This is a genomic window from Thermomonospora cellulosilytica (assembly GCF_014138835.1).
GTDB lineage: Bacteria > Actinomycetota > Actinomycetes > Streptosporangiales > Streptosporangiaceae > Thermomonospora > Thermomonospora amylolytica.
This window is the reverse complement of record NZ_JACJII010000001.1, coordinates 6,614,182-6,639,929: the sequence shown is the minus strand read 5'-3', so window position 1 is coordinate 6,639,929 and position 25,748 is coordinate 6,614,182. Positions and strand designations below refer to the sequence as shown.

Annotated in this window: 18 protein-coding genes and 1 pseudogene; 3 read left to right on the top strand and 16 right to left on the bottom strand. The window is 72.4% G+C overall.

Going from position 1 to position 25,748, the window contains the following annotated elements:
* Positions 1-3 precede the first annotated feature (3 nt).
* The 3 genes from HNR21_RS31195 to HNR21_RS31185 all read right to left on the bottom strand — a co-directional run bounded on the left by HNR21_RS31195 (position 4) and on the right by HNR21_RS31185 (position 3,271).
* Positions 4-1,389 carry a GH39 family glycosyl hydrolase gene (locus tag HNR21_RS31195; RefSeq protein WP_182707967.1) on the bottom strand — a complete coding sequence of 462 codons (1,386 nt, stop codon included), beginning with the start codon at positions 1,387-1,389 and terminating at the stop codon, positions 4-6.
* Positions 1,390-1,398: 9 nt separating this feature from the next.
* Complete coding sequence (locus HNR21_RS31190; RefSeq protein ID WP_119731903.1) at positions 1,399-2,664, bottom strand: cytochrome P450; 1,266 nt, start codon at positions 2,662-2,664, stop codon at positions 1,399-1,401.
* A 388-nt stretch (positions 2,665-3,052) separates the two neighbouring features.
* Positions 3,053-3,271, bottom strand: a complete 219-nt coding sequence (locus HNR21_RS31185; protein WP_119729134.1) for a hypothetical protein — start codon at positions 3,269-3,271, stop codon at positions 3,053-3,055.
* A gap of 126 nt (positions 3,272-3,397) precedes the next feature.
* On the opposite strand from HNR21_RS31185, the gene HNR21_RS31180 reads away from it, so the two are divergent.
* On the top strand, positions 3,398-4,153 hold the full coding sequence (locus HNR21_RS31180) for a GntR family transcriptional regulator (protein ID WP_119729135.1): 756 nt from the start codon (positions 3,398-3,400) through the stop codon (positions 4,151-4,153).
* A gap of 133 nt (positions 4,154-4,286) precedes the next feature.
* On the opposite strand, the gene HNR21_RS31175 is transcribed toward HNR21_RS31180, so the two are convergent.
* The gene (locus HNR21_RS31175) at positions 4,287-6,143 is read right to left on the bottom strand and encodes a M48 family metallopeptidase (RefSeq protein ID WP_182707966.1); all 1,857 of its coding nucleotides are present in this window, start codon (positions 6,141-6,143) and stop codon (positions 4,287-4,289) included.
* Between the two features lie 263 nt (positions 6,144-6,406).
* Here HNR21_RS31175 and HNR21_RS31170 point away from each other — a divergent pair, with 263 nt between their 5' ends.
* The gene (locus HNR21_RS31170; RefSeq protein WP_182707965.1) at positions 6,407-7,363 is read left to right on the top strand and encodes a DUF4034 domain-containing protein; all 957 of its coding nucleotides are present in this window, start codon (positions 6,407-6,409) and stop codon (positions 7,361-7,363) included.
* A 2-nt stretch (positions 7,364-7,365) separates the two neighbouring features.
* Here HNR21_RS31170 and HNR21_RS31165 read toward each other — a convergent pair whose 3' ends face one another.
* From HNR21_RS31165 to HNR21_RS31120, 10 genes are all read right to left on the bottom strand, one after another.
* Entirely contained in the window at positions 7,366-7,764 is a 399-nt protein-coding gene (locus HNR21_RS31165; RefSeq protein WP_182707964.1) for a hypothetical protein, read from the bottom strand.
* Positions 7,764-9,863, bottom strand: coding sequence for a hypothetical protein (locus HNR21_RS31160; protein ID WP_182707963.1), 2,100 nt, complete (start codon positions 9,861-9,863; stop codon positions 7,764-7,766). The genes HNR21_RS31165 and HNR21_RS31160 overlap by 1 nt, the downstream gene beginning before the upstream one ends.
* Positions 9,863-11,200, bottom strand: coding sequence for a lipopolysaccharide biosynthesis protein (locus HNR21_RS31155; protein WP_182707962.1), 1,338 nt, complete (start codon positions 11,198-11,200; stop codon positions 9,863-9,865). The genes HNR21_RS31160 and HNR21_RS31155 overlap by 1 nt, the downstream gene beginning before the upstream one ends.
* Positions 11,197-11,985, bottom strand: a complete 789-nt coding sequence (locus HNR21_RS31150; RefSeq protein ID WP_312881439.1) for a polysaccharide deacetylase family protein — start codon at positions 11,983-11,985, stop codon at positions 11,197-11,199. The genes HNR21_RS31155 and HNR21_RS31150 overlap by 4 nt, the downstream gene beginning before the upstream one ends.
* Positions 11,982-13,007, bottom strand: coding sequence for a glycosyltransferase family 2 protein (locus HNR21_RS31145; protein ID WP_182707961.1), 1,026 nt, complete (start codon positions 13,005-13,007; stop codon positions 11,982-11,984). The genes HNR21_RS31150 and HNR21_RS31145 overlap by 4 nt, the downstream gene beginning before the upstream one ends.
* Positions 13,004-14,095 carry a GNAT family N-acetyltransferase gene (locus HNR21_RS31140; RefSeq protein WP_182707960.1) on the bottom strand — a complete coding sequence of 364 codons (1,092 nt, stop codon included), beginning with the start codon at positions 14,093-14,095 and terminating at the stop codon, positions 13,004-13,006. The genes HNR21_RS31145 and HNR21_RS31140 overlap by 4 nt, the downstream gene beginning before the upstream one ends.
* 10 nt (positions 14,096-14,105) lie before the next feature.
* The gene (locus HNR21_RS31135) at positions 14,106-14,822 is read right to left on the bottom strand and encodes a glycosyltransferase family 2 protein (RefSeq protein WP_233358573.1); all 717 of its coding nucleotides are present in this window, start codon (positions 14,820-14,822) and stop codon (positions 14,106-14,108) included.
* A gap of 295 nt (positions 14,823-15,117) precedes the next feature.
* Positions 15,118-16,539, bottom strand: a complete 1,422-nt coding sequence (locus tag HNR21_RS31130; protein ID WP_182707959.1) for a maltokinase N-terminal cap-like domain-containing protein — start codon at positions 16,537-16,539, stop codon at positions 15,118-15,120.
* Positions 16,540-16,542: 3 nt separating this feature from the next.
* Complete coding sequence (gene treS, locus HNR21_RS31125) at positions 16,543-18,318, bottom strand: maltose alpha-D-glucosyltransferase (RefSeq protein ID WP_233359173.1); 1,776 nt, start codon at positions 18,316-18,318, stop codon at positions 16,543-16,545.
* Positions 18,319-18,422: 104 nt separating this feature from the next.
* Positions 18,423-20,393 (bottom strand): alpha-1,4-glucan--maltose-1-phosphate maltosyltransferase, encoded by a 1,971-nt coding sequence (locus HNR21_RS31120; RefSeq protein ID WP_198679637.1) that lies wholly within the window; start codon positions 20,391-20,393, stop codon positions 18,423-18,425.
* A 467-nt stretch (positions 20,394-20,860) separates the two neighbouring features.
* Here HNR21_RS31120 and glgP point away from each other — a divergent pair, with 467 nt between their 5' ends.
* A complete protein-coding gene (glgP, locus tag HNR21_RS31115; RefSeq protein WP_182707958.1) occupies positions 20,861-23,458 on the top strand; it encodes an alpha-glucan family phosphorylase in 2,598 nt (865 codons plus the stop codon).
* Between the two features lie 114 nt (positions 23,459-23,572).
* Here glgP and HNR21_RS31110 read toward each other — a convergent pair whose 3' ends face one another.
* A complete protein-coding gene (locus tag HNR21_RS31110) occupies positions 23,573-24,385 on the bottom strand; it encodes an SWIM zinc finger family protein (protein ID WP_182707957.1) in 813 nt (270 codons plus the stop codon).
* Positions 24,385-25,719, bottom strand: a pseudogene (locus HNR21_RS36695) (DEAD/DEAH box helicase); the annotation flags it as partial. The gene HNR21_RS31110 and the pseudogene HNR21_RS36695, both read right to left, overlap by 1 nt.
* Positions 25,720-25,748 lie beyond the last annotated feature (29 nt).

Here is a 25,748-nt window from a genome sequence, read left to right as displayed (position 1 = left end):
TCGTCAGGTGCGGTCCAGCCAGCGGACCTCGTACGGGCCCAGGGTGATCTCGGTCTTGCCGACACGGGTCCTCACCGGCTCGCCGGAGAGGTTGGCCGCCACCGCCTTGCGGGGCTGGGCCAGCACCCGGACCTTGGGCGAGGAGGCGCGCACGTCGATCATCGGGGTGCCGGCCGGGAACCACCGCGCGAACGCCTGCAGCACCCCCAGCATCCGGCCCGGGGTGCCGCCGTCCGGCACCGAGGTGGTCACCCACAGGCAGCCCTTGCAGGTGCGGTCGCCGTCCCTGGGGATGCGGTTCCAGTACAGCACCGTGGACACCCCGGCCTTGGCATGGTCGATCAGCGACGCCACGTGCATGGCGGCCCGCTTGTCCTCGCTCCAGGGGTCGGTGCGCGGCTCGACGTAGTACTCGTTCCACCAGATCGGCAGGTCGGTCTTGGACCGCAGCCACCTGTTGATGACGACGAACTTGTCCAGCGCGGTGACCTCGTCGGGGTAGACGTCGCGGTCGTCGCTGGCGGTGGGGCCGTCGACGGTGATGAAGTCCGCGCCGCGCTTGTGGGCCAGCCAGTACTCGACGGCGTCGAGGGCGATCTGGTCCACGCTGCCCCACGGGCCGCGCAGCTTCGACCCCAGGTCGCCGCCGACGTGGCTGTACATGGGGACGTACGGGCCGCCGACCTTGTTCTCGGGGTTGACCGCCTTGAGGGCGTCGTAGACCAGGTTGTAGAGCCGCGTGTAGCCCTCGTGGTTCCACCGGCCGCGCCGCGGGTCGAAGAACCCCTTCATCTCGTTCCAGACCGCGAAGTACCGCACGTCGGGGTAGCGGCGCGCGACGGTGGCGGCCAGCCGGGCGAAGTCGTCGTAGTGCTCGGGCCGCGGGGCGACCTCCAGCCTGCTCCAGTCGGTGTCGCCCTTCCGGCCGCCCTTCATCCAGTCGGGGGCGCAGCACAGGGTGATGACGGGGATGCCGCCGGTGCGGCGGATGTAGTCGATCCGCCGGTCCAGCGAGGCGAAGTCGTACCGGCCCGGCGCCGGCTCGGGGTTGTCGGCGCCCCAGCCCATGATGTGCTGGTTCTGGATCATCGGCTGGCGGGAGATCGCCTGGGCCGCCACGTCGCTGGACGGGCCGACGTCGGCGCTGCGGTCGGTGTGCGTGAACCCCCACACCGTCCAGGGCGCCTTGTAGGGGGCGCCGATGACGCCGATCCGTTCCGGCGGGCCCGCGACCGGCCTGCCGGGGCTGTCGTCCTGCAGGACCCAGAACGCCACGGCGGCGGCGACCGCGACCGTCACGACGAACGCGAGGGCGGCCAGCGGGCCGCGGCGGCGGCGCACCGGCGTCGGCGGCGCCTGGGCGTACGGATGGTGTCCGATGTGGCTCATGGGTGTACCTCAGCTCGGCCGCGAGAACGTGAAGGGCTGGCTTTTCACGCCGTTGTCGAAGCTCGACAGCAGCGGTACGGGATCGCCGGTCGTGCGCAGGCCGGGCAGCCGGTCGTACAGCTCCCGGAACATGATCCGCAGCTCCATCCGGGCCAGGTTGGCGCCCAGGCACAGGTGGGGGCCGGGGCCGCCGAACCCCACGTGCGGGTTGGGGCTGCGGGTGATGTCGAAGACGTCGGGGTCGGGGAACACCTCGGGGTCGCGGTTGGCGGCCGGGTAGAACAGCACCACCTTGTCGCCGGCCTTGAGCGGATGGCCGTTCAGCACGTGGTCCCGGGTGAGGGTGCGGCGGAACTGGATGATCGGGGAGGAGTACCGGACGATCTCCTCGATCGCCCCGCCGATGCGGCCGTCGAAGTCCGCCAGCAGCAGGTCGCGCTGGTCGGGGTTCTCGGTGAACAGCCGCAGGCCGTGGGACAGGGCGTTGCGGGTGGTCTCGTTCCCGGCCACCAGCAGCAGGTCGAAGAACGACCCCAGTTCCCGCAGCGACAGCCGCTCGCCGTCGTGCCTGCCTCCACCGCCCGAACCTGCCTCCGCGTTCACCAGGGCGGAGACCAGGTCGTCGGTGGGGTTCTGGCGTCTGGCCCGGCCCAGCCGCGCCACCAGGCGGTGCAGGTCGGCGATGGCCTTGAGGTTGCCGCCCAGGAGCCGGAGGGCGCGGGGGCTGGTCAGCGAGCCGCGCACCCCCGAGTACTCGGTCATGGCGTCGATGCGCCGCAGCACGTACGGCCTGGTCCGCTCGGGGATGCCCATCATCGCGCAGATCACGTTGATGGGCAGCCGGGCGGCCACCTGGGGCACGAAGTCGCGCGGGCCCTCGGCGATCAGGTCGTCGACGATGCGGGTGGCGGTGGCCTGGATCTCGGCCTCGATCCTGGCCAGCATCTTCGGGCTGAACGCCCGGGACACGATCCGGCGCAGCCGGGCGTGCCGCGGGTCGTCCATGTTGACCATCGGGGTGCCCAGCAGCGCCGACAGCCACGGCGGCGGCTCCGGGGAGGTCGCCGCGGGCTCGCTGCTGAACGTCCTGGCGTCCCGGCTGGCGGCCACCACGTCGGCGTGCCGGACCAGCGCGTGAAAACCCCGTCCGGACCGTACGAACGGAATCCTCGGCTCCGGAAAGAACACCGGCGCGCCGCGTTCCCGCAGCCGGGCGAAATCGGCCAGCCGCTCCTTTTCCGGGCGCGCCCAGAATTCCATGCCAAGCAGGTCCATGTCGGCGGTGGCGGATTGCAGGGACACGATGTCTCCCCTGTTCGTGACGGGTGTCTGTGGCGAAATCCGAGCCTGCGATCACGTTAGCCCGCGCCCGATCCGCAAACCGGACCGGCCCGTCCGGCTATACCGTTAGAACGCCCGCCATGGGGTGGAGGTTCGGGTGGTTTTGGCGGTCCTGGTGAATTCGATGGACGGCCCTTACCGAAGGCGGAGAATACGGCGCGGCGGCCGGATCGCCCGCCGGGCGCGGGAACGCGCCGCACCGGGTGTCCGCGGAATCACTCCTGTATGACCATGACGAAAGAGGTTTCTGGCGTCCCGGTGGCACCTGGAGCCCGGTCCGCCCCCGAGCGCGGACCGGGCCCGCCCCCGCGGCGCCGCCGCCTCAGTCCCCGTCCGGGTCCCGTCCGGGCTGGCGGGCCAGCCGCGCCCGCAGCCCTTCGGCGTCGTCGGCCGCCACCGTCATCGCATAACCGGCCTGGAGCTGGGCGTCCGTGAGGTCCCGGGTGCGGGTCGCGTACCAGCGGCCGGCATCGCTGCGCCACACGGTCCAGCCGGGGAACTCGGCCTCAATCGCGGCTTTGAGGTCGGTGAAGTCCCCCATCCAGGGCATCCTTTCGCAAAAACGGCCTTTGTGTATACAAATGTGAGTGGACGGCAGCAACCAGTCAAGCTGTCCGTAAGAGGACCCTCGCCAGGCGGACAGCCGCCGGATCGGAGGCGCAGCCCGGTGCCGAACCGCCCCGCCTACCTGCGCATCGCCTCCGAGCTGCGAGAACAGATCCGCCGGGGCGACTATCCGCCCGGTTCCCGGCTGCCCACCCTGGCCCGGCTCGGCCAGATGCACGGCGTCTCCCAGATCGTGGTCCGGCAGGCCGTCGCCCTGCTGCGCGGCGAGGGCCTGGTGGAGACCCGCCGCGGCGGCGGCACCGTCGTCCGCGCCCGCCCCCCGGTCCGCCGCATCGCCATGAACCGCTACCGCAACCCGCCCGCCCCCGCGGCCCCCGCCACCTCGTTCACCCGCGACCAGCGCATCTCCTGGAACGAGTACCGCCTCGACAAGACCTTCACCCGTGTGGCCGCCGACCCCCACCTGGCCGCGCTCTTCGAGGCGCCCGCCGGCACCGAACTGCTCCGCCGCCGCTTCGTGTTCTACTCCCGCGGCGAACCCCAGCAGATCTCCGTCAGCTATCTCCGCTGGACCCTGGTCGGGGGCACCCCCGTGGCCGACCCCGCCAACGAGCCCTGGCCCGGCGGCACCCCCGCCCAGCTCGCCTTCCTGGGCCGTCCCGTCACCCGCGTGGAGGAGTCCGTCCAGGCCCGGATGCCCACCCCCGAGGAGGCCGAGACCCTGCACATGACCGCGGGCGTCCCCGTCCTGGCCATCACCCGCCGCATGCTCTCCGGCGACACCCCCCACGAGGTGTGCCGGGACATCGTCATCCCCGCCGACCGGGCCGTCCTCGACTACTCCATCGACCTGTGACCACGACGGCCCGGCGAAAGGGGCCGGCTCATCCCGACCGGCTTTTCCGGGCCTGTGCCGTCGACAGGCGGATGCGTCTTTCCCGTCTCACCGCTCCGGCTGCGGGAACGCGCCCAGGACGCCGGAGAAGGGCTCAGGAACGGAGTTCGCCGAGGACCTTCAGGAAGACGTCGCGGCTGTTCTTGGTGGCGAACTCGCTGTTCCAGCGTTCCTGGACGGCCAGGGTCCGGCCGTCGTGGAGGGTGATGGTGGCCCGGGTGGGGACCTCCCTGGTGACCTCGGTGTCGGTGATGTCCTCGTAGGGGAGGAAGCGGTACTGGGCGGCCAGCGCCTCGGGCGTGGTGGAGCCCAGGATCTGGTGGAGGCGCTTCTTGCCCTTGTCGGCCTTGCCCGGGTCGGGGATCAGGACCAGGCCCTTGGTGAGGACGATGACGTCGTGCTCGACGTCGTCGATCTTGATGTTGGCCAGGCCGGCCAGGACGTCGGAGCCGTCGGCGGTGGCGGTGGTGGCGATCTGGGCGGCGGACTTGAGGACGATGCCCATGGACTCCAGGCGGCGGGCCGCCTCCGCGGTGCCCTGCGGGGAGGAGACGGCCAGCTTGGCGATCTCCTCGTAGTCGGCGGGGGCGCCGTTCCGGTCCACGAATTCGGCGGGGCCGGTCCAGGACAGGCGCCAGAAGGCCGTGCCGGAACGCAGGGCGGCCAGGCGGATGAGGGTCTCCAGCGGGCCGGCGAACAGGGCGGCGGCCTCCCGGCGGGTGGCCTCGGGGAAGAGCTGCTCGCCGATGAGCCGCAGGGGCTGGGGACCGCCGGAGACGATGTCGAAGACATGGGCCAGCGTCAGCGGGCCGGAGTGGCCCGGCAGGATCCGGGCGACGCGGCGGAAGATCGCGTCGGCCTCCTTCTGCACGATGGCCGTCATCATGGCGTTGACGTACTCGGGCCAGGGCAGGACCGTGCGGTCGCCGATGTCGAGCATGGCGGACTGCACGGCGCGGCCCGCACCGGCCAGGTCGATGAGGACCCCGGCGGGACGCCGGTCGGGGGTCACCGGGACGTCGGGCAGGGACATGATGGTGGCGATGCGGGCGCCCACCGGGGGATGGGTGTCCCAGCGGGAGCCGGTGTCCTCCGGCTCGCGGGCGCGCAGCTCGGCCAGCTCGGCGCGGCGGGCCTCCACCAGGTGGGCGAAGCCGGCGAAGAGGTCGTCGGGGACGTAGCCGTTCTCCCAGCCGGGCTCGACGTACCGGGCGAAGAAGAAGCCCCAGGCGGCGTCCAGGGCGGGCAGTCCGCGGAGGGCGTCGGCGGCGACCTCGCGGCCGGCCACCCGGACCGACGCCCGGTCGGCCTCGTACTCCTGACGGCGCGACACCGCGTTGTCGACCAGCAGGTACAGCCGGGCGTACGCCTTGAAGACCCAGCCGGCGACGTTGTACGGGCCCAGCCGGGAGATGGTGCCGCCGATCGCCAGCCGGCCCCGGTAGGCGACCCCGCCGAGCCGGGTGTGCCGGCCGGAGTAGTGGCCCAGCTCGTGCGCCAGCACGGACGCCAGCTGGGCGACCGTCATGGTCTGCAGCAACGGCAGGCCGACGTACATGTACCGGCGGCCGCCGATCAGTCCCAGCAACCTGGACTGCTCCATGACGGCCGCGTTGACCTCCGGGACGAGCCGGATCTCGTCGGGCATCCGGGTGCCGACCTCGCCGGCCAGCCGCTCCACCAGCGACCACAGCGCGGGCGCCTGCTGCGGGGCGACCGGCACGCCGTGCGGCGGCTGGGGCCGGGACCGCAGCGCCCGCCACATGGCCGCGCCGACCGAGGCGTACAGCACCGCCAGCGCCGGGCCGAGGATCTTGACGGCGACGAACGCGTTCACCACGACCGCCAGCCAGATCGTCACCCCGGTGATCGCGGCGAGCTGCAGCACCGCCACCACGTAGAAACCGGCCAGCATGGTGACCGACAACAGGGCGCGCAACGCGCTGGTCAAGGCCGCCACTTCCTTCCGTCGAACGTGCGGTGAACCCTTCCGGCGCAGCTCATCGGGCCTGACCGGAACGGAACCGCGGACCGTCGTCAGGGACGGCCCGCAGGGGCGGCGGAGAGGCCGAAGAAGGTTCGGTGCCCGGCACTTTAGCCCGGTGCGGAACATTCGCCACCGGTTTTCCGGCCCCTGGTGCCGATCCGTTATGTCATGATCGTCCCCCTTGGGAACGGCGCCGGCACGGCGCCCACGGGGAGGAAGCGAGCACCATGGGACTGTTCCGGCGCAGGAAGCAGGGCGCGCCCGCACTCGTCGCCGACCCCTGCCTGTACGACCCGGCCGCCGCGCGGCTGCGCACCGCGATGCAGACGCGGAACTGGCCGCAGGTCCGCGACTTCCTCACCCAGGTCGCCGACCCCGACGACCGGGCGTTCTACGTGGACGTCTGCGCCGACGTCCCGGGCGTGCAGGACTGGATCGAGGAGTGGATCAGGGCCGAGCCCCACTCCACCCTGCCGCTGCTGATCCGCGGCGCGCACGGCGTCCACTGGGCGTGGGAGGCGCGCGGGGCGGCCAGTGCCTCGCAGACCTCCGAGGAGCAGTTCCGGGAGTTCTTCAAGCGCCTGAAGATGGCCGAGAACTGCCTGGACGAGGTGGTGGAACGCGACCCGGGCGACGTGGTGGCCTGGTCGTACCTGGTCACGTCGGCGCGCGGCCGGCAGGTCGACCGCGACGAGGCCGAACGCAGGTTCCGGGGCGTGGTGGACTCCTGCCCGTGGCATCGGCGGACCCACGAGCAGATGCTCCAGTACGTGTGCCGCAAGTGGTTCGGCAGCCACGAGGAGATGTTCGCGTTCGCCCGCGACACCGTGGCGAAGATGCCGGACGGCAGCGTCCTCGGCGAGCTGATCGCGGTGGCGCACATCGAGATGTGGCTCGACCTGCCCTCCGGGGAGGACGAGGAGTACATGCGCAGGCCGGAGGTGATGGCCGAGATCAACGCCGCCGCCGACCGGTCGGTCCGGCATCCCGCCTACCGGCCGCGCCCCGGCTGGCCGCCCGTGCACAACACGTTCGCCATGGCGTTCTGCCTGGGCGGCGACCTCGGGTCGGCGGCCCAGCAGTTCCAGCTCCTCGGCGACCGGGTCACCGACTGGCCGTGGCAGTACCTCCGCAGCGACGCGGCAGGCGTCTACCAGGCGTGGCGGGCGAAGGTCCTGGGCTGAGGTCAGCCTTCGTAGATCCAGTCCTCCTCCTCGGGCCGGTCATCGATCGGCCCGGCGTCCGCCGTCCGCCGGGTCAGGACGACGTCGAGCATCGCCAGTAGCAGGCAGATCGCCAGGACGGCCGCGACGCCGCCGCGGATGGACCACAGGTTCAGCGACAGCATGACCTGGGCGACGGCGACGTTCACCACGATCGTCATGGAGCCGGCCACGATCGCCCGCGCCAGGGGGGACCGGCGGGGCAGCAGCGGCCAGGTCGCCAGGGCGGGGGCGGTGAGCAGGAACAGCAGGGTCAGCCAGCCCGCGTACGGCGACGTGTCGCCCAGCAGCGTGAGCACCGCCCCGGCGAGACCCGCAGCGGCGGTGAGCAGGACGAGCGGTGGACGGGGGGACGACGGCATCACGATCCCAGTACGTGGAAGCGTTCGAAGATGACGAAGAGGCACAGGGCCACCAGGGGCCAGGTCGCGTAGCCGAAGCCGCGCAGCACCGGGTGGGCGCCACGGCGCGGCAGCCGCCCCCGGATCCGGGCGACCTCGCGGGTGACCAGCACGATCGTCAGGAGCACCGTGGACAGGACACCCACCTGCGTCCAGGCGGTCCTGCCGACCTCGAACGGAAGCGGCGGCGTCACCTGCGGCGCCGGCCCCGGCTGCGTGCGCAGGGCGAAGACGTCGGCGTCCCGGTGCCGGAAGACCGGCCGCAGTTCGGGTGAGGACTCCAGGGCCTTCACCAGCCGGGGACCGTAGTCCTCGGGCAGCGCGAAGAAGTAGTGGTTGTACTCCTCGTTGCTCCGCGTGGTGAGGAAGTAGCCGCCGGGCTGCCGTTTGAGGGCGTTCAGGATCGGCCTGATGTCCTCCGGCCGCCGCGGCGCCTGCAACTCGGTGTAGTCCCACCGTTCCTGCGACGACAGCCCCCAGGGGGCCTGCGGGAACGCGCCCATCGGGCCCTTGAGCCCGGTCTGCCACACCAGGTTGATCCGCCCCTGCGGGGCCTGCCGCAGCATCTCGTGGAACGCCTGCACCTCGCCCGGCCTGACCTGCTCGAAGTTCTCGTTCCCGAACCGCACGAACAGGAAGGACCCGGCCACCAGCAGCCCGCACACCGCCGCCGCGCCCGCCGCCCGCACCGGCCGCGCCACCGGGAACGCGGTCGGGAAGAACAGGTAGGCCATCAGCAGGCACGCGCCCGGCAGGACGAAGAGGTACACCCGCAGCGTGATCTCGCCGCCGTAGTTCTGCAGCCCGATCGCCAGGAACGGCACCAGCAGCAGCACCATCGCCGCCCGGTCGTCGAACCGCCGGCGCCGCCGCCGGTACAGCCCGCAGAACGCCAGCGACACCACCGCCACCGCGATCAGGATCCGGGTCTGCTGGACCGCCGCCAGCTCCGCGCTGCTCTTGGTGACCCGCCCGGCGACGCTCGAGCCCAGGGTGTCGAACAGGTTCCCGATCCCCGAGAACAGGCTGTCGCTCTGCCCCTCCCAGTACGCCTTGGCCATGTAGCCGATCCACGACGCGGTCAGCACCGCCATCAGGATCGGCAGCCCCCGCAGCGCGCAGCGCCCCACCAGGACCAGCCCGGTCACGGCGAACAGCATCAGGTACGGGGTGAGCTGGTGCGTCGCCACGGTGATCGCGAAGATCCCGAGCGCCACGGCGAACGCCGCCGTCCGCTCGCCCGGCCCCGGATGTCCCACCCGCCGTTCGCCCGGGGTCATCAGCCCCGCCGGCCCGAACGGGAACCGCCTGCGCCCAGGCCGCCACGCCGGCTCGTCCCGGTGCGGCATGAACCAGTTGAGCAGGATCCCCAGCAGCAGCAGGTACAGGACGAACCCCAGGCCCTGCGGGGCGAAGTAGTCCTGCCCCACCCAGTCGGCGGCCACCAGCAGCCAGGCGGCGGTCCACTTGGCCCGCCAGTCGGCCCACATGACCCGCAGGACCAGGTAGTACGCCACCAGGTACAGCAGCTCCAGCCCCACCGGGGACCAGTGCATGATCGGCTCGAGGTCCTCGATCCCGGCGGCGCGGGTGACGAAGCCGGCCGCGGCGAAGAACCCCGGCCAGCTGTAGCGGGCGTCCAGCATGACGTGGGGCTCGCCGGTCCGGGTGATGTACTCCACGAACCCCAGGTGCTGCCAGGCGGTCGGCGGCCGGGCCAGCTCCTCCAGCGCCGGGGCCAGCCCGTGCAGCGCGCACACCAGCGCCACGAGCTGGACGGCCAGCAGCGCCCGCCGCGGCCGGTCCAGCGCCAGTGTGGCGAAGAACGTCACCACCAGCACGAACGCCCCGGCCAGGGTGGCGATCGGCAGCACGGAGACCAGCCCGTAGCCGTTCATCGCCGCCAGGTCCACCCCGCGCAGCGGCACCCAGTACAGCGCCAGCCCGGCCAGGAAGCTCACGACCAGCGCGACGACGGCGCGGTCCCGGGGGACGGGCCGCACCCGCGCGGGCGGCTCGGCCGAGGGCGGGGCCTCCCGCTCCTCGCGCAGCGTGACCATCACGCACCGCCCCGCGCCGGAGCGGTGCAGGCCCGCCGCAGCGACGGCGCGATGGCCGCGGCCACCACGGTGTTCACGCCCAGCACCACCCATCCGATCGTGGCCAGACGGTGCCCGTCGAACAGCAGCGGCACCAGCGCCAGCACCCCCAGGAACCGCGCCCCCTGCACCGCCGCGATCACCCTGGTCCGGGAGCGGACCCGCAGCACCCCGACGTACATCTCGATCAGCGCCTTGGGCAGGATCGCCACCGCCAGCAGTTGCAGCAGCGGCGCGCCCTCGGCGGCGTACCCGTGCCCCAGCAGCTCCAGCGCCGCCGGGCAGACGGCCACCACCAGCACCACGGTCGGCGTCATCAGGATGAACGTGCGCCGCAGCGCCGCCCGGGTGGCCGCCGCCAGCACCGAGGGGTCGAACGCCCCCTCCACCGTGAGCGACAGCGACAGGGTGATCGCCAGCAGTTCCAGCATCATCCCCAGCGCCCACGCCATCTGGAAGTACGCGTTGACCGCGTCGTCGTGCAGGTGGGCGGTCACCACGATCGGGATCAGGCTGATCGCGGCGTACTGGAACACGCCCCCCAGCCAGCCGCCGCCGAAGTAGCGGACGATGTCCCGGCGGGTGGGGCGCTCCCCGCGCCCGGCGTTCTCCACCCGGTGCCGGGGGATCAGCCGGCCGAAGATGAACGCGTTGACCGGCACCAGCGCCACCAGCACCGGGATGAACCAGGACAGCACGATCCCGTCACCCGGATGCAGCGTCGCCGCCAGCACCACCAGCAGCGCCATCTTGGCCGCCCCGAACGCCAGGTTGACCACCGGCACCCAGGTGGCGCGCCGCAACCCGGTGAACACCGCCTCCTGCTGGTTGAACAGGTTCCACGCCACCGCCAGCAGCGCGAACCACAGGCCCGCGCTCACCGCGCCCAGATGCCCGTACACCGGCGCCCGCGACGGCACCACCAGCCAGAACCCCACCGCCAGCAGCGCGGCGGCCGACGCGCCGATGCCGTAGCAGGCCAGCACCAGCCGCCCGGCCGCCCGGGCGGTCTGCGGCAGGAACCTGATCAGCAGGAAGTTGAGCATGGTCACGCCGCCGACGAACATGATCGCCTGGATGACCGCCCAGTTCCGGCCGACCACGCCCGGGTCGTGGTCGTACAGCAGCGCGCCCAGCGTCCAGTACGCCAGCCCCAGCAGCCCGGTGAACGCCCCGTTGGCGACCAGCGCGTAGGCGTTGCGGAACAGCGGGTTGGCCATGTCGCCGCGCACCCCGCTGATCACGGCCTGCACGGGGTTGCGCCCGGCCCGCGGCCGGGCCCGCTCGGCCGTCCTCATCGCACCGCCCTCCGGGCCGCGTACCGGACCCGGCGCACCACCGCGTACCCCCTGGTCAGGGCGCGGTCGACGGCGTACGTCCGGGTCAGGGCCGTGCCGTGCACCACCCGCGCGAACGCCTCCGGCCCCATGCCCCACCGCACCGTGAGCCGGGGGAGGGCCAGCACGTTCTCCCCGCGCGGCAGCCGGTTGGCCACCGCGCACGCCGAGCGGTATCCGGCCGCCGCGACCGCCCGCCGCACCCGCCGGCTGGAGTAGCCGTAGGGGTAGGCCATCGTGGCGACCGGGCGGCCGAGGCGCTGCTCCAGCAGGTCCTTGCTGCGGATCAGCTCGTCGGCCAGCGCCGGGCCGGGGAGCTGGTCGAGCTGCGGGTGGCTGTGGCTGTGCCCGCCGATCTCGACGCCCTCGCCGGCGGCCTCGCGGACCTGCGACCACGCCAGCATCCGGTCCAGCGGCCGGCCCGCCGCCGTCTCGCCCGCGTCGGCCAGCCAGCCGGTGGTCACGAACACCGTCGCGGTGAACCCCCGGTCGGCCAGCACCGGCAGCGCGTGCTCGTGGAAGTCGGCGTACCCGTCGTCGAACGTGATCGCCACCGGCCGCGCGGGCAGCGCGCCCGCCCCGCGCATCGCGGCCGCCAGCGCCGACACCGTGACCGGGGTGAACCCGCGGTCCGCCAGCAGCGCCATCTGCTCGGCGAACGCGTCCGGGTGCACCGCCAGCCGCCGGGTGGCGGCGGGCGGGCGCGGGTTGACCGAGTGGTACATCAGCACCGGCACCGCGCTCACCGCCGGGCCTCCGCCATCGCGGCGTTCCGGCGCGGCGGGCGCCGTACGGTCGCCGCGCCCACCGCGTACCCCCAGGTGGTCCACGCCAGCCCGAGCGTGATGGCCGCGGCCCGCCCGAGCCCCGCGGCCTCCCCGCGCGCCGCCCGCACCAGGCCGCGCCGGACCCCGCGCGGCAGGGTGCGCAGCGCGTGGGCGCGTTCGCTGGCCAGCCCGTCCTGGGCGCCGACGCTCCGGGTGACCAGGGCCTTCGACAGGCCCTCGGCGTAGCAGCGCCGGCGGAAGTAGGCGAACCGGGCGCGCTCGGGCGGCACCCGATGCCAGATCACCGCGTCCGGGTCGTACACCAGTTCCGCTCCGGGGCCGCGCTGCCGCAGCCGGATGCAGAACTCGGTCTCCTCGCAGCCCAGCGGCCGGCGGTGGAAGGTGCGGCCGATGCCCTCGGCGAACCCCCCGGCCACCGCGAACGCCTCCCGCCGGAACGAGGCGTTCCCGCCCATCAGGTTGCGGATCGGCCCCGGCGTCATGCCCTCGTAGGTGCAGCCGACCGTCCAGTCGAACTCGGCGGGGAACCAGCCGGGCCGCCGCCCGCACTCGGCGGGGACGGCGGCGTTCAGCAGCGGATGCCCGGGGTCCCGCAGTTCCGCGGCGGACGGCGACCCCGGCCACAGCGCCAGCGTCCGGCCCCCGACCCCGGCCACCGCCGGGTCGTCGTAGTGCTTGGCGAACGCCGCCAGCCAGCCCGGCGCGGCCACCGCGTCGTCGTCCAGGAACGCCACCACGTCGCCGCTGGCGGCCGCGACCCCGGTGTTCTTGCCGCCGGACAGGCCGCGGGCGTGCGTGTTCGGCACCACCACGAGGTCCCGCAGCGCCGCCGTCAGCCGGTCCCGCAGCGCCGGGTTGTGGTCGACGACCAGGATGATCTCGTGCGGCGCGTGCCGCTGGGCGCGCACCGACGTCACCGCGGCCAGGATGTCGTCCCAGCGCCGCTCGGTGTACGCGCAGATCACGACCGAGATGTTCATGGGCGCCCCGCCCGCCTCGAGCGCAGCCGGGCGTACGCCTTGAGCAGCCGGTCAGCGCGGTCGTAGAGCCTGCGGTCGCCGAGCACGGCCTCGCGCGCCCTGTTCACCGGCGCGGTGCGCGCCCAGTGCAGCGCCACGCCCGCCGCGTACCGCGACAGCGGCCGGGCCACCCGGCCCTCGGCGATCGGGATCTCCCGGCTGGTCAGGCCCTCCTTGAACTCCTTGCCGCCGCGGCCCATCGCGATCTCGGTGACGCCCGCCGCGGCACAGCCCTCGGCCAGCTTCAGATGGCCGATCATGCCGGGCGAGTACCTGCCGAACGCCGGGTCGTAGGCCGGGAACCAGCCCGCCATCACCGTCCCGCAGCGCAGCCCGAAGTGCGCCGACACCGGCCGGTCCCCGGCGTGCAGCACGCTCAGCACCCCGAACCCGGTCTCGTGGAAGTGCCGCACCAGCGCCACGATCCACGGCCGGGCGAACCGGTCGCTGCGGCCCGTCCGCACGTACTGGGCGGACTTCCAGGCCATCAGCCGGTCCAGCTCGGCGGCCTCCCGGCAGTCGAAGACGTACCGCAGCTCACCGACCTCGCGGCCGAGCTTGCGCTCCTTGTAACGGATCGTCTTGTGGGTCTTGGGGGAGGCCGCCCGCGCCTTGGTCAGGAACGCCTCGAACCCCCCGGTCAGGTCCATCACCGGCTCGGCGCGGCGCACCGTGTGGAACGGCGCGAACGTCGGCTGGTGCGCCAGGACGTGGTCGAAGTCCCACACGCCGAGCCTGCACTCCTTGAGCAGCCGCCGGGCGTCCAGCCGCAGGTCGGGCGGGGCGACGATGCCCTGCAGGTCGGTCAGCCCGAACCCGACGGGATGGCCGACCCCCGCGCGGCCCGCCTGGTACGGGAAGAAGGCCGCCACCTCGCCGCCGTCCTCCACGACCGCCACCCGCACCCCGCGGCGGAACCGGCCCACCCCCAGCGTGAACTCCGGCGCCAGGAACGGGTTGCCCAGTTCCGGGTCGCAACGCTGCAACCGCCGCCATCGGTCCAGTTCGGCCGGGCCGAGCTCGCCCGGCCGGACCACGGTGATCCGCATGCCCCGGCCCTCACTCGGCGCTGGTCAGGGCGGGCAGCGGATCGGCCGGGGCGACGTCCGGCTCCGGCTGCTCCAGCGGCCCCGCGAACCGCAGCCGGACCATCGTCTTGAGCACCCGCCAGCCGTCCCGGAAGGTGTTCAGGTTGGACTGGCCGTACCGGCGCTCGGTCTCGTGGCTGGGCACCTCGGCGATCCGCAGCCCGGCGCGCACCGCGTTCACGCACATCTCGGTCTCGATCTCGAAACCGGTGGACCGCAGGCACAGCCGCCGCACCGCGTCGCGCCGCATCGCCACGTAGCCGTAGCACAGGTCCGACCAGTGCTGCCCGTACAGCAGGTTGGCCAGCCGGGTGAGCATCCGGTTGCCCAGGCTGCGCAGCCCGGTCAGGTCGTCCGAGCCGCCGCCGCAGCCGTATCGGGTCCCCTTCACGAAGTCGAAACCCCGGCACAAAAGCGCCAGGAAGGAATCGAATTCGGCCGGGTCCATGCTGCCGTCGGCGTCCAGCATGATGATCAGGTCGCAGGTCGCCGCGGCCATTCCGGTGCGCATCGCCGCGCCCTTTCCGGCCGGCGGTTCGACGATGATCTTCGCGTCCGGCCGGATCGCCAGCGCGACCTCCACGGTGCCGTCGGTGGACTGCCCGTCGACGATCACGATCTCGTCGACGGCGGTCAGCCGCGGCATCAGCCAGCGCAGGTTGTCGGCCTCGTTGAGGGTCGGTATCACGGCCGTGACCGTGGGCCACTGGACACGGCGTCCGGCCAGTTCAAGCCGGGGCGGGTGACCGAGGGCCGGGGCGCCGCGGGAGCCGTCGGCGGCGCCCGCCATGGGGTTATGGGAGTGCATGGGATTCCCCGTTGCTTGATGGCGTCTTGCCCCGTTAGATGACGGTTGGTCCCACGATGTTTTGAGATTCCGCACTGAGCACTCCCTTAGGTGACACAGGCCGACTATGCGCCTGGCGCGGATATGCCAGGCGACTTCCCAATCACTGCAAAGGGGGGTTCAGGCGAGTTAAAGGTCAGGTCGTCAGATGGGGCAGCGAACTCAACGGAACGTGCAACCAGGTCGGCCGATTACGCGCCTCGTACCGGACCTCGTACACGGCCTTGTCGAGTTCGAACGCGCGCAGCAGCACCCGATGCGCCCCCGGGTCGGGCCCGCCGCCGTCGGCGTAGCCGCGGCAGAAGGCGTTGCGGTTGCGGTCGGCCCACTCCCTGGCCCGCCGCTCCAGCAGCGCCCGCTGCGCCGCGTCGGACTCCCGGTGATGCACACCCGGCGTCCCCGACAGCAGGAACCGCGCCGCGTACTCGAACGACCGCAGCATCCCGGCCACGTCCCGCAACGGATGCGCCGGGGCCTGCCGCTCGGCCAGCGTGCGAGCCGGCTCGCCCTCGAAGTCCAGCAACACCCACCCCCGATCGGTCCGCATCACCTGACCCAGGTGATAGTCCCCGTGAATCCGCTGCACCGGCACCGGCCTCTCCAGCTCCGCCAGATCCCTGTAGGCGGCCCGGATCGGCTCGGCATGGCGGGCCAGCTCCGGCACGTCCGCGCACGCGGTGTCCAGCTGGTCCTCCATCCGGGCGGCCGCGTCCCGCAGCGCCTGCGGCGGCACCTGCCTGACCCCGAACGCCTCGGCCAGGTCGCGGTGCACCGAGGCGGTGGCGGTGCCCAGCCGCTCCGCCTCGGCCGCGAAGTCCCCGCCCGCCTGGTCGGCGGACACCTCCGCCGGGCTGCCGTACAGGTCACGGACGCTGGTGGTGGCCAGCTGCCAGCCGTCGGAGGCCGTGCGCAGGAACTCCGACAGCATCCCCACCGTCGCCGGGCGGTCCTCGCCCTGGTCGGCGACGCGCATCTCCGCCCAGCCGTACAGCCGGGGGATGTGCCTGCACCCGGCCTCCGTCAGCGCCAGGTTCAGCTCCAGGTCCGGGTTCACGCCCGGGACGATCCGCCGGAACAGCTTGTAGATGTACGTCTCGCCGTACACCAGCGAGGTGTTGCTCTGCTCGGCGGTGCCCGCCAGCGAGGTGAGACCCGTCTCGACCTGCGCGCCGGGGACCCGGTGGAAGCTCAGCGGCCCCACCCGCGTCTCGGCGGCCAGGCACTCCAGCAGCACACCGGTCAGCTCCGGATCGTGCGCGGCGTCGTAGACATGCATGCCGTCCAGCGCCAGGATCTCGGCGTACCGCAGCCGGTCGGGCAGCCGGTGCCGGAATCCCAGCAGCAGCTGGTACAGATCGCGGGCACCGTCCTGACGCACCGCGACCAGCGTGTGCCTCAGCTCGGGCCCGTCCGGGCCGGGCGGTGCGCCCGGCCCGGACAGCTCCGTGCCGGAGACGATCTCGACCTGTGCGATCTCCCTGCCCTTGCCGGCGAACCACCGCTGCCGGGGAAGCCAGCCGATCAGGGCCTGTTCGATGTCGCGGTCGGACGGCCGCACGAATCATCTCACCTCGTCTCCTGCCGGGGGGTCGGTCTGCGGGACGGGCCGTTCCTGCCCGGTCGCTCCCGGGGTCTCGACGGGGCGCTCCGGCGGCGGCAGCACGAACCAGTAGAAGCCGTGGCCCGGCAGCGTCAGCAGGTAGGGCAGCTCGCCGATCGCCGGGAACTGCACCCCGCCCATGCACTCCACCGGAGTCGAGCCCTCGAACCGGCGCAGGTCCAGCTCGACCGGCTGCGGGAAGCGCGACAGGTTGTTGACGCACAGCACCCGGTCGTCGCCGTACTCCCGCACGAACGCCAGCACGCTCGGGTTGGACGCCGGCAGCTCCACGTAGCTGCCCAGCCCGAACACCGGGTGCCGCTTGCGGATCTCGATCATCTTGCGGGTCCAGTGCAGCAGCGAGCCCGGGTTGTTCTGCTGGGCCTCCACGTTCACCGCCTGGAACCCGTAGATCGGGTCCATGATCAGCGGCAGGTACAGCCGGGCCGGGTCGCACTTGGAGAAGCCCGCGTTCCGGTCGGGCGTCCACTGCATCGGGGTCCGCACGCTGTCGCGGTCGCCGAGCCAGATGTTGTCGCCCATCCCGATCTCGTCGCCGTAGTACAGCACCGGCGAGCCGGGCAGCGACAGCAGCAGCGCGGTGAACAGCTCGAGCTGGTTGCGGTCGTTGTCCAGCAGCGGGGCCAGGCGCCGGCGGATGCCGATGTTGGCCTTCATCCGCGGGTCCTTGGCGTACTCGGCGTACATGTAGTCGCGCTCTTCGTCGGTGACCATCTCGAGCGTCAGCTCGTCGTGGTTGCGCAGGAAGATGCCCCACTGGCAGTTCTCGGGGATCTTGGGGGTCTGCGCCATGATCTCCGAGATGGGGTAGCGCTGCTCCCGCCGCACCGCCATGAAGATCCGCGGCATCACCGGGAAGTGGAACGCCATGTGGCACTCGTCGCCGCCGGTGGCCGGGTCGCCGAAGTACTCCACCACGTCGGCGGGCCACTGGTTGGCCTCGGCCAGCAGCACCCGGTCCGGGTACAGCCGGTCCACCTCGGCGCGGACCCGCTTGAGGTAGGCGTGCGTCTCGGGCAGGTTCTCGCAGTTGGTGCCCTCGCGCGCGTACAGGTACGGCACCGCGTCCAGCCGGAACCCGTCGATGCCCAGGTCCAGCCAGAACCGCAGGACCTCCAGCATCGCCTCCTGCACCGCCGGGTTGTCGTAGTTCAGGTCCGGCTGGTGGGAGAAGAACCGGTGCCAGTAGTACTGGCCGCGCACCGGGTCGTAGGTCCAGTTGGACACCTCGGTGTCGACGAAGATGATCCGCGCGTCCGGATACTTGTCGTCGGTGTCGGACCACATGTAGAAGTCGCCGAACGGCCCGTCGGGGTCCGACCGCGACGCCTGGAACCACGGATGCTGGTCGCTGGTGTGGTTCATCACCAGGTCGGCGATCACCCGGATGCCGCGCTTGTGGGCCTCGTCGACCAGCTCCACGAAGTCGCCCAGATCGCCGAACTCCGGCAGGATCCGGGTGTAGTCGCTGATGTCGTAGCCGCCGTCGCGCAGCGGCGAGGCGTAGATCGGCAGCAGCCAGATGCAGTCGATGCCGAGCCACTGCAGGTAGTCCAGCCGGGCGATGAGGCCCCGCAGGTCCCCGGTGCCGTCCCCGTTGGAGTCACTGAACCCCCGGACCAGCACCTCGTAGAACACCGCGTGCTTGTACCAGTACGGGTCCCGGGGCCTCTCGTGGGTGAAGGTGTCGGGAATGGGCTCGCCGGTCAGCTGCACCGCGTCGGACGGCACGTCGCCGAACGACTCGGCGGCCTGCACGGCGCCCTGCTCGTCGAGTTCGCTGAGCTCCTCCGGCATCACGCCGGCGGACGGGATGTCTGTCAATTCTTCCTGCTCCGGAGCGTGAAGATGTGGGCCGGGTGGGTGTGCGGGTCGAGACGGACGTAGTTGGCCTGCCCCCAGTCGTAGGACTCGCCGGACAGCTCGTCGTGCACGGTGAAGCGGTCCTGCCAGTCCATGCCGAGGGCCGGCATGTCGAGGTACACGGTGGCCTCGCGGACCTGGTGCGGGTTGAGGTTGACCACCACCAGCACCGCGTCCTCCTCGAGGCGCTTGGAGAAACAGATCAACTCGGGCTGGTCGGGACTGTGGAAGTGCAGGTTGCGCAGCCGGTGCAGGGCCGGATGCTCGCGCCGGAACGCGTTCAGCCTGGTGATCAGCGGGGCGATGGAGCGGCCCTCGCGTTCGGCCGCCGCCCAGTCCCGCGGTTTGTACTGGTACTTCTCCGAGTCCCGGTACTCCTCGCTGCCCGGGCGCACCGGCTCGTTCTCGATCAGCTCGTACCCGGAGTACACCCCCCAGGTCGGCGACAGCAGCGCCGCCAGGATCGCGCGGATCTCGAACGCCGGGCGCCCGCCGTGCACCAGGTACTCGTTGAGGATGTCCGGGGTGTTGACGAACACGTTCGGCCGCATGTAGACCGCCGCGTCCCCGGACAGCTCCCGGAAGTACTCCTCCAGCTCGTGGCGGGAGTTCTTCCAGGTGAAGTAGGTGTAGGACTGGTGGAACCCGATCTTGGCCAGGGTGTGCATCATCGCCGGCCGGGTGAACGCCTCGGCCAGGAACAGCACGTCGGGGTCGGTGCGGGCGATGTCGGCCAGCAGCCGCTCCCAGAACGGCACCGGCTTGGTGTGCGGGTTGTCCACCCGGAAGATCCGCACCCCGTGCGCCATCCAGTGCCGCACCACCCGCCTGATCTCCTGGTAGATGCCCTCCGGGTCGTTGTCGAAGTTCAGCGGATAGATGTCCTGGTACTTCTTCGGCGGGTTCTCGGCGTAGGCGATGGTCCCGTCGGCCCGGTGGGTGAACCACTCGGGATGCTCGGTGACCCACGGGTGGTCGGGGGAGCACTGCAGCGCCAGGTCCAGCGCCACCTCCAGGCCCAGCTCCCCGGCGTGCTCCACGAACGCGTCGAAGTCCTCGATGGTCCCCAGGTCCGGGTGGACGGCGTCGTGCCCGCCCTCGGGCGAGCCGATCGCCCACGGCGAGCCCGGATCGTAGGGGCCGGCGGTCAGGGTGTTGTTGGGTCCCTTGCGGAACGTCCGCCCGATCGGGTGGATCGGCGGCAGGTACACCACGTCGAAGCCCATCTCCGCGATGGCGGGCAGCCTCTTCATGGCCGTTCGGAACGTTCCCGACATCGGGCCGCGGCGTCCCATCGGGTCGAACGACGCCCCCTCGGACCGGGGGAAGAACTCGTACCAGGAGCCGAACAGGGCGCGCTCGCGGTGCACCACCAGCGGGAACCACTCGCTGGTCGTCACCAGCTCGCGCAGGGGGTAGCGGGCGATCAGGTCGTAGATGTCCGGGGCCAGCGCCGCCTCCAGCCGGTCGGCGCCCGGGATCGTCGGGTCGGCCAGGTCGCGGGCCAGCCGGGCGACCGGGGCCCGCTCGTGCGACGGCAGCCCCTCGGCGGCCCGCGCGAACAGCCGGGAGCCCTCGGTGAACATCAGCTCCACGTCCTGGCCGCGCGGGATCTTGATCTGCGCGTCGTGCCGCCAGTGCGCGATCGGGTCGCCCCACGCCTCGATCCGGAAGTGCCACAGGCCCGGCTCGGTCGGCGTCACCTCGGTGGCCATCCGGTCGGTGCCCGGCACCGTCTCGCGCATCGGCAGCACCGGCCCGGCCGTCCCGAGCGGATCGCGCAGCACCACCCCGGCGCCGAGCTTCTCGTGGCCCTCGCGGAACACCGTCGCGCTGACCTCGAACGTCTCGCCGACCACCGCCTTGGCCGGCCAGCGCCCGCAGCCCACCACCGGCCGCACGTCCAGGATGGGGATCCGGCCGATCACAGGATCGGGCGCCGGATCGGGCGCCGGGTCGGGCGCCGCGGCCGTCTCCCGGCGCGCGCCCGGGCGGTTCTCGGGCCGGTTCTGTTCCCGTGACATCTTCTGGTCCACCCGCATGCCTCACCCCTTACCTGTTCTTTGCCGCCAAAACGGGCGGATTCGCCCGGCCCCCGATCATCCAGAGAGGACATGCCCGCCTACAGGGGCGTACCGCGCCGTGGCCCGCGTTAACTTTCGGCAACTTCTTGCGCGCGTGTCGCCAAGCCGGTCCGTGCGGCGGACCACGGTGCGGTATCGCCCCGGCGCGGCCGCCCGGACGGCCGGAGACCACCGCACATCCCGCCATCCCCCATCACATCGGCCGGAACACGTTGTGAACGATCTACGACGGCAGTGTTCGGTAACCCCTGGGGTGATCTGACGGGGTAGGGGTCGCGAGTTGTGGCGTACAGCGCATAGCGTGAACAGACGTGAAGGCAATCCGACGATTCACCGTCCGCACCGTGCTGCCGGAACGCCTGCGCGGCCTCGAGGAGCTGGTCGGCAACCTGCGCTGGTCGTGGCACCACGAGACGCTGGACCTGTTCCGCTCGGTCGACCCCGCGCTGTGGGAGTCGGTCCGGTACGACCCCGTCCGGCTGCTCGGCGAGGTGTCCCCGGACCGGCTGGCGGTGCTCGCCGAGGACCGGCGGTTCCTGCGCCGGCTCGACGCCGCCCTGGACGACCTGCGGGACTACCTGACCGCCCCGCGCTGGTACCAGTCCGCGGTGGACGGTGACGCCCCCGCCGCCATCGCCTACTTCTCCCCGGAGTACGGCATCACCGCCGCGCTCCCGCAGTACTCCGGCGGGCTGGGCATCCTGGCCGGCGACCATCTCAAGACCGCCAGCGACCTCGGCGTGCCGATCATCGGGGTGGGCCTGCTGTACCGGCACGGCTACTTCTCCCAGTCGCTGTCGCCGGACGGCTGGCAGCTGGAGCACTACCCGGCGATCGACCCGGGCGGGCTGCCGCTGACCCTGCTGCGCGAGCCCGGCGACGGCGCCCCGGTGCGGGTCGCGGTCGGCCTCCCGGAGGGCCGCACCCTGCACGCCCAGGTCTGGCTGGCCCGGATCGGGCGGGTGCCGCTGCTGCTGCTCGACAGCGACGTGGAGGACAACGACCAGGCCGCCCGCGACGTCACCGACCGGCTGTACGGCGGCGGCACCGACCACCGGCTGCTGCAGGAGCTGCTGCTGGGCATCGGCGGCGTCCGCGCCATCCGCGCCTACTGCCGGATCGACGGGCATCCCGCCCCGGAGGTCTTCCACACCAACGAGGGCCACGCCGGGTTCCTCGGCCTGGAACGCATCCGCGAACTGGTCGACGAGCACGGGCTGTCGTTCGACGAGGCCCTGGAGGCGGTCCGGGCGGGCACCGTCTTCACCACCCACACCCCGGTCCCGGCGGGCATCGACCGGTTCCCCCGGGAGCTGATCGGCAAGTACTTCGGCGGTTCGGCGGCGCTGGAGGGCGTTCCCGTCGACCGGGTGCTGGCGCTGGGGGAGGAGACCTATCCCGAGGGCGACCGCACCGTGTTCAACATGGCCGTCATGGGCATGCGGCTCGGCCAGCGCGTCAACGGGGTGTCCCGGCTGCACGGGGCGGTCAGCCGGGAGATGTTCGGCGGGCTGTGGGGCGGCTTCGACGTCGCCGAGGTCCCCATCGGCTCGATCACCAACGGGGTGCACGCCGAGACCTGGGTGGCCCGCGAGGTCCTCGACCTGGCCGTCCGCGAGACCCCCTCGGTGCTGGAGGGCCGCGGCTGGGACAGCGTGCTGGACGTGCCCGAGCAGGAGATCTGGCGGGTGCGCCGGCTGCTGCGGGAACGGCTGGTGCTGGACGCCCGCCGCCGGCTGCGCGAGTCCTGGGGGCAGCGCGGGGCGTCCGAGGCCGAGATGGCGTGGATCGACGACGCCCTCGACCCGGACGTGCTCACCATCGGGTTCGCCCGCCGGGTGCCCTCGTACAAGCGGCTGACGCTGATGCTGCGCGACCCGGACCGGCTGCGCGCCCTGCTGACCCACCCCGAGCGCCCGGTGCAGATCGTCATCGCCGGCAAGGCCCACCCCGCCGACGAGGGCGGCAAGCGCCTGATCCAGGACATCGTCCGGTTCGCCGACTCCGAGGACGTGCGGCACCGGATCGTGTTCCTGCCCGACTACGACATGGCGCTCGGCCAGATGATGGTCCAGGGCTGCGACGTGTGGATGAACAACCCGCTGCGCCCGCTGGAGGCGTGCGGCACCTCGGGCATGAAGGCGGCCCTGAACGGCGGCCTCAACCTGTCCATCCGGGACGGCTGGTGGGACGAGTGGTTCGACGGCCAGAACGGCTGGGCCATCCCGTCCGCCGACGGCCTGTCCGACCCCGACCGCCGCGACCAGCTCGAGGCGTCCGCCCTGTACGAGCTGATCGACGACCACGTCTCGGTGATGTTCTACGACCGGGACGCCGCCGGCCTGCCCCGCCGCTGGCTGGAGATGGTCAAGCACACCCTGGCCACCCTGGGCCCGAAGGTGCTGGCCACCCGCATGCTCCGCGACTACGTCCACGACCTGTACGCCCCGGCCGCGACCTCGGCCCGGGCGATGGCCGCCGACGGCTACGCCGGGGCCCGGGAGCTGGCCTCCTGGAAGGCCAGGATCGCCAAGGCCTGGCCGGGCGTCGCCGTCGACCACGTCGAGTCCGCCGGCGAGGACAGCCCCCACGTGGGCGCGCACCTGAACGTCCGCGCGGTGGTCTCCCTGGGCGAGCTCAGCCCCGACGACGTCGCCGTGGAGGCCGTCTACGGCCGCGTGGACCCCTCCGACGCGATCGTCGCCCCCTCCTACCTGGAGCTGACCGCCGTCACCCCGGAGAACAACCGGGTCCGCTACACCGGGGACATCCCCCTGGACCGCACCGGCCCGTTCGGCTACAGCATCCGCGTGGTCCCGCGCCACCCCCTGCTGGCCAGCCGCACCGAACTCGGCCTGGTGGCCCTTCCGCCGACCCCACCCGGCATGACCAACGGCGACCTCCGCTGACCCGTACCGCCGAGCCGGGCGGGGGCGGCCGGATCCGCGTGGTCCCGCGTCGTCCTCGCGCCCGGTTCGGCGGTGCTCCCGCCGTTACCGTCCGGCGTGGACGGCGCCGGGATCTCAGGCGTCCGGCATGGCCTCGTAGGCGGGGGCGAGCGCGTCGATGAGGGGGCGGCGGCGGACCTTGACGGGGGGCGGGTCCAGGAGTTGCAGGAGCAGGTCCGGCGGAGTGGGGACGGCGGGGCGGTCGCCGCGCAGGTCGGCCCAGGGAGCGCCGGGTGCCCAGAAGCCGGTCGCGGTGAGGGGCTCGTCGCCGACGTCGAAGGGGTCGGGGGCGGCGTCGGCGTTGCCGCGGCGCAGACCGGCCAGGAGGCGTTCGCGGGGGCGGCCCTTCCACTCCAGCAGCAGGAACGGGTCGCGGTCGAACGCCTCGGCCAGCAGGTAGAGGACGGCGGCGGTGTGCTTGCAGGGGTCGCCGTAGTCCGGGCAGTCGCACATCAGGTGCAGGTCGTGGGCCGACTCGGGGAACAGCGGGATGTCCAGCTCGGCGAAGAGCCACTCGATCTCCTTGGGCATCTCCCCGGCCAGCAGCAGGGCGCGGTAGGCGGAGCGGGACGCCAGCTCGGCCTCCACCACGCGCCAGGCGTCCTCGCCGATGGCGGCGATGCCGACGGCGACCTCGTACGGCTCGGGGCGGGAGCCCTGCACGCGGGCGCTGACCTCGTACGGGCGGACCTTGAGGTCGATCACCTGGCCGCGGCGCGCGTACGCCCGGCCCCGGTGCAGCCGATTGCGGTCGGCGAACGACTCCAGCACGTCGATGAACCGCCGCGACCACCAGGTCTCGCCGATCGAGCCGCGTTCGCTGCGCGCCCTGATCCCGCCCCGCACCGGGATCGGGGCGGCGTACTCGGGGAACTCGCGGGACGCCATCAGTCGCTCACCGCCTCGGGGGACAGCCGCAGCAGGTCGCGCAGCTCGGCCACCGACAGGTTCGTCAGCCACTCCTCGCCGGTGCCGACGATGCTGTCGGCCAGCGCCTTCTTGCGCTCGATCATCTCGTCCACCCGCTCCTCCACCGTCCCCACGCAGATGAACTTGCGGACCTGCACGTTGCGGGTCTGGCCGATCCGGAACGCCCGGTCGGTGGCCTGGTCCTCCACCGCCGGGTTCCACCACCGGTCGATGTGGATCACATGGTTGGCGGCGGTCAGGTTCAGGCCCGTCCCGGCGGCCTTGAGCGACAGCAGGAACACCGCGGGCTCGTCGTCGGTCTGGAACCGCCGCACCAGCTCGTCGCGCCGCCGCTTGGACGTCCCGCCGTGCAGCCACAGCACCGGCCGTCCCAGCCGCGCCGCCAGATACGGCTGCAGCATCGACCCGAACTCGGCGTACTGGGTGAACGCCAGCGCCTTCTCGCCCTGCGCGACGATCTCCGCGCAGATCTCCTCCAGCCGTTCCAGCTTCCCGGACCGGCCCGGCAGCCGCGAGGAGTCCTTGAGCAGGTGCGCCGGATGGTTGCAGACCTGCTTGAGCCGCGCCATCGTCGCCAGCACCAGGCCCCGCCGCGCCGTCTCGTCGTCGGCCTCGGCCATCCGCGCCAGCATGTCGTCCACCGTCGCCTGGTACAGCGACGCCTGCTCGGCGGTCAGGTTGCAGTAGACCTTGATCTCCTGCTTGTCCGGCAGGTCCGCGATGATCGACTTGTCGGTCTTGAGCCGCCGCAGCACGAACGGCCCGGTCACCCGGCGCAGCGCCGCCACCGCCTCCGGGTCCCCGCGCTCCTCGATCGGCCCGGCGAACCGCTCCCGGAACGCCGCCCGCGGCCCCAGCAGTCCCGGATTGACGAACTCCATGATCGACCACAGCTCGGTCAGGTGGTTCTCCACCGGCGTCCCGGTCAGCGCGATCCGGTTGCGCGCCGGAATGCCCCGCACCGCCCGCGCCTGCTGCGTCCCGCTGTTCTTGAGCGCCTGCGCCTCGTCGCAGACCACCCGCCCCCACTCGATCGCCGCCAGCATGCGGGCGTCCCGCGCCGCCGTCCCGTACGTCGTCAGCACCAGGTCGGCCCGCGCCACCGCCTCCGCCAGCCGTTCCCCCCGCTGCCGCCCGCTCCCGTGGTGCACGTACACCCGCAGCTTCGGGGTGAACCTGGCCGCCTCCCGCTGCCAGTTGCCCACCAGCGACATCGGCAGGATCGCCAGGGTCGGGGCGACCTGCCGTCCGCCGGCCCGCTCATCGGCGAGCAGCGCCAGAGTTTGGGCCGTGTTGTGACAGAGCATGCCGCCCGCCACGT

Coding starts and splice junctions, on each gene's coding strand:
- HNR21_RS31195 (WP_182707967.1), bottom strand. CDS start 1,389: ATGAGCCACATCGGACACCATCCGTACGCCCAGGCGCCGCCGACGCCG.
- HNR21_RS31170 (WP_182707965.1), top strand. CDS start 6,407: ATGGGACTGTTCCGGCGCAGGAAGCAGGGCGCGCCCGCACTCGTCGCC.
- HNR21_RS31110 (WP_182707957.1), bottom strand. CDS start 24,385: ATGGCGTCCCGCGAGTTCCCCGAGTACGCCGCCCCGATCCCGGTGCGG.
- HNR21_RS31185 (WP_119729134.1), bottom strand. CDS start 3,271: ATGGGGGACTTCACCGACCTCAAAGCCGCGATTGAGGCCGAGTTCCCC.
- HNR21_RS31140 (WP_182707960.1), bottom strand. CDS start 14,095: ATGCGGATCACCGTGGTCCGGCCGGGCGAGCTCGGCCCGGCCGAACTG.
- HNR21_RS31145 (WP_182707961.1), bottom strand. CDS start 13,007: ATGAACATCTCGGTCGTGATCTGCGCGTACACCGAGCGGCGCTGGGAC.
- HNR21_RS31160 (WP_182707963.1), bottom strand. CDS start 9,863: ATGGTCACGCTGCGCGAGGAGCGGGAGGCCCCGCCCTCGGCCGAGCCG.
- HNR21_RS31165 (WP_182707964.1), bottom strand. CDS start 7,764: ATGCCGTCGTCCCCCCGTCCACCGCTCGTCCTGCTCACCGCCGCTGCG.
- HNR21_RS31155 (WP_182707962.1), bottom strand. CDS start 11,200: ATGAGGACGGCCGAGCGGGCCCGGCCGCGGGCCGGGCGCAACCCCGTG.
- HNR21_RS31190 (WP_119731903.1), bottom strand. CDS start 2,664: ATGGACCTGCTTGGCATGGAATTCTGGGCGCGCCCGGAAAAGGAGCGG.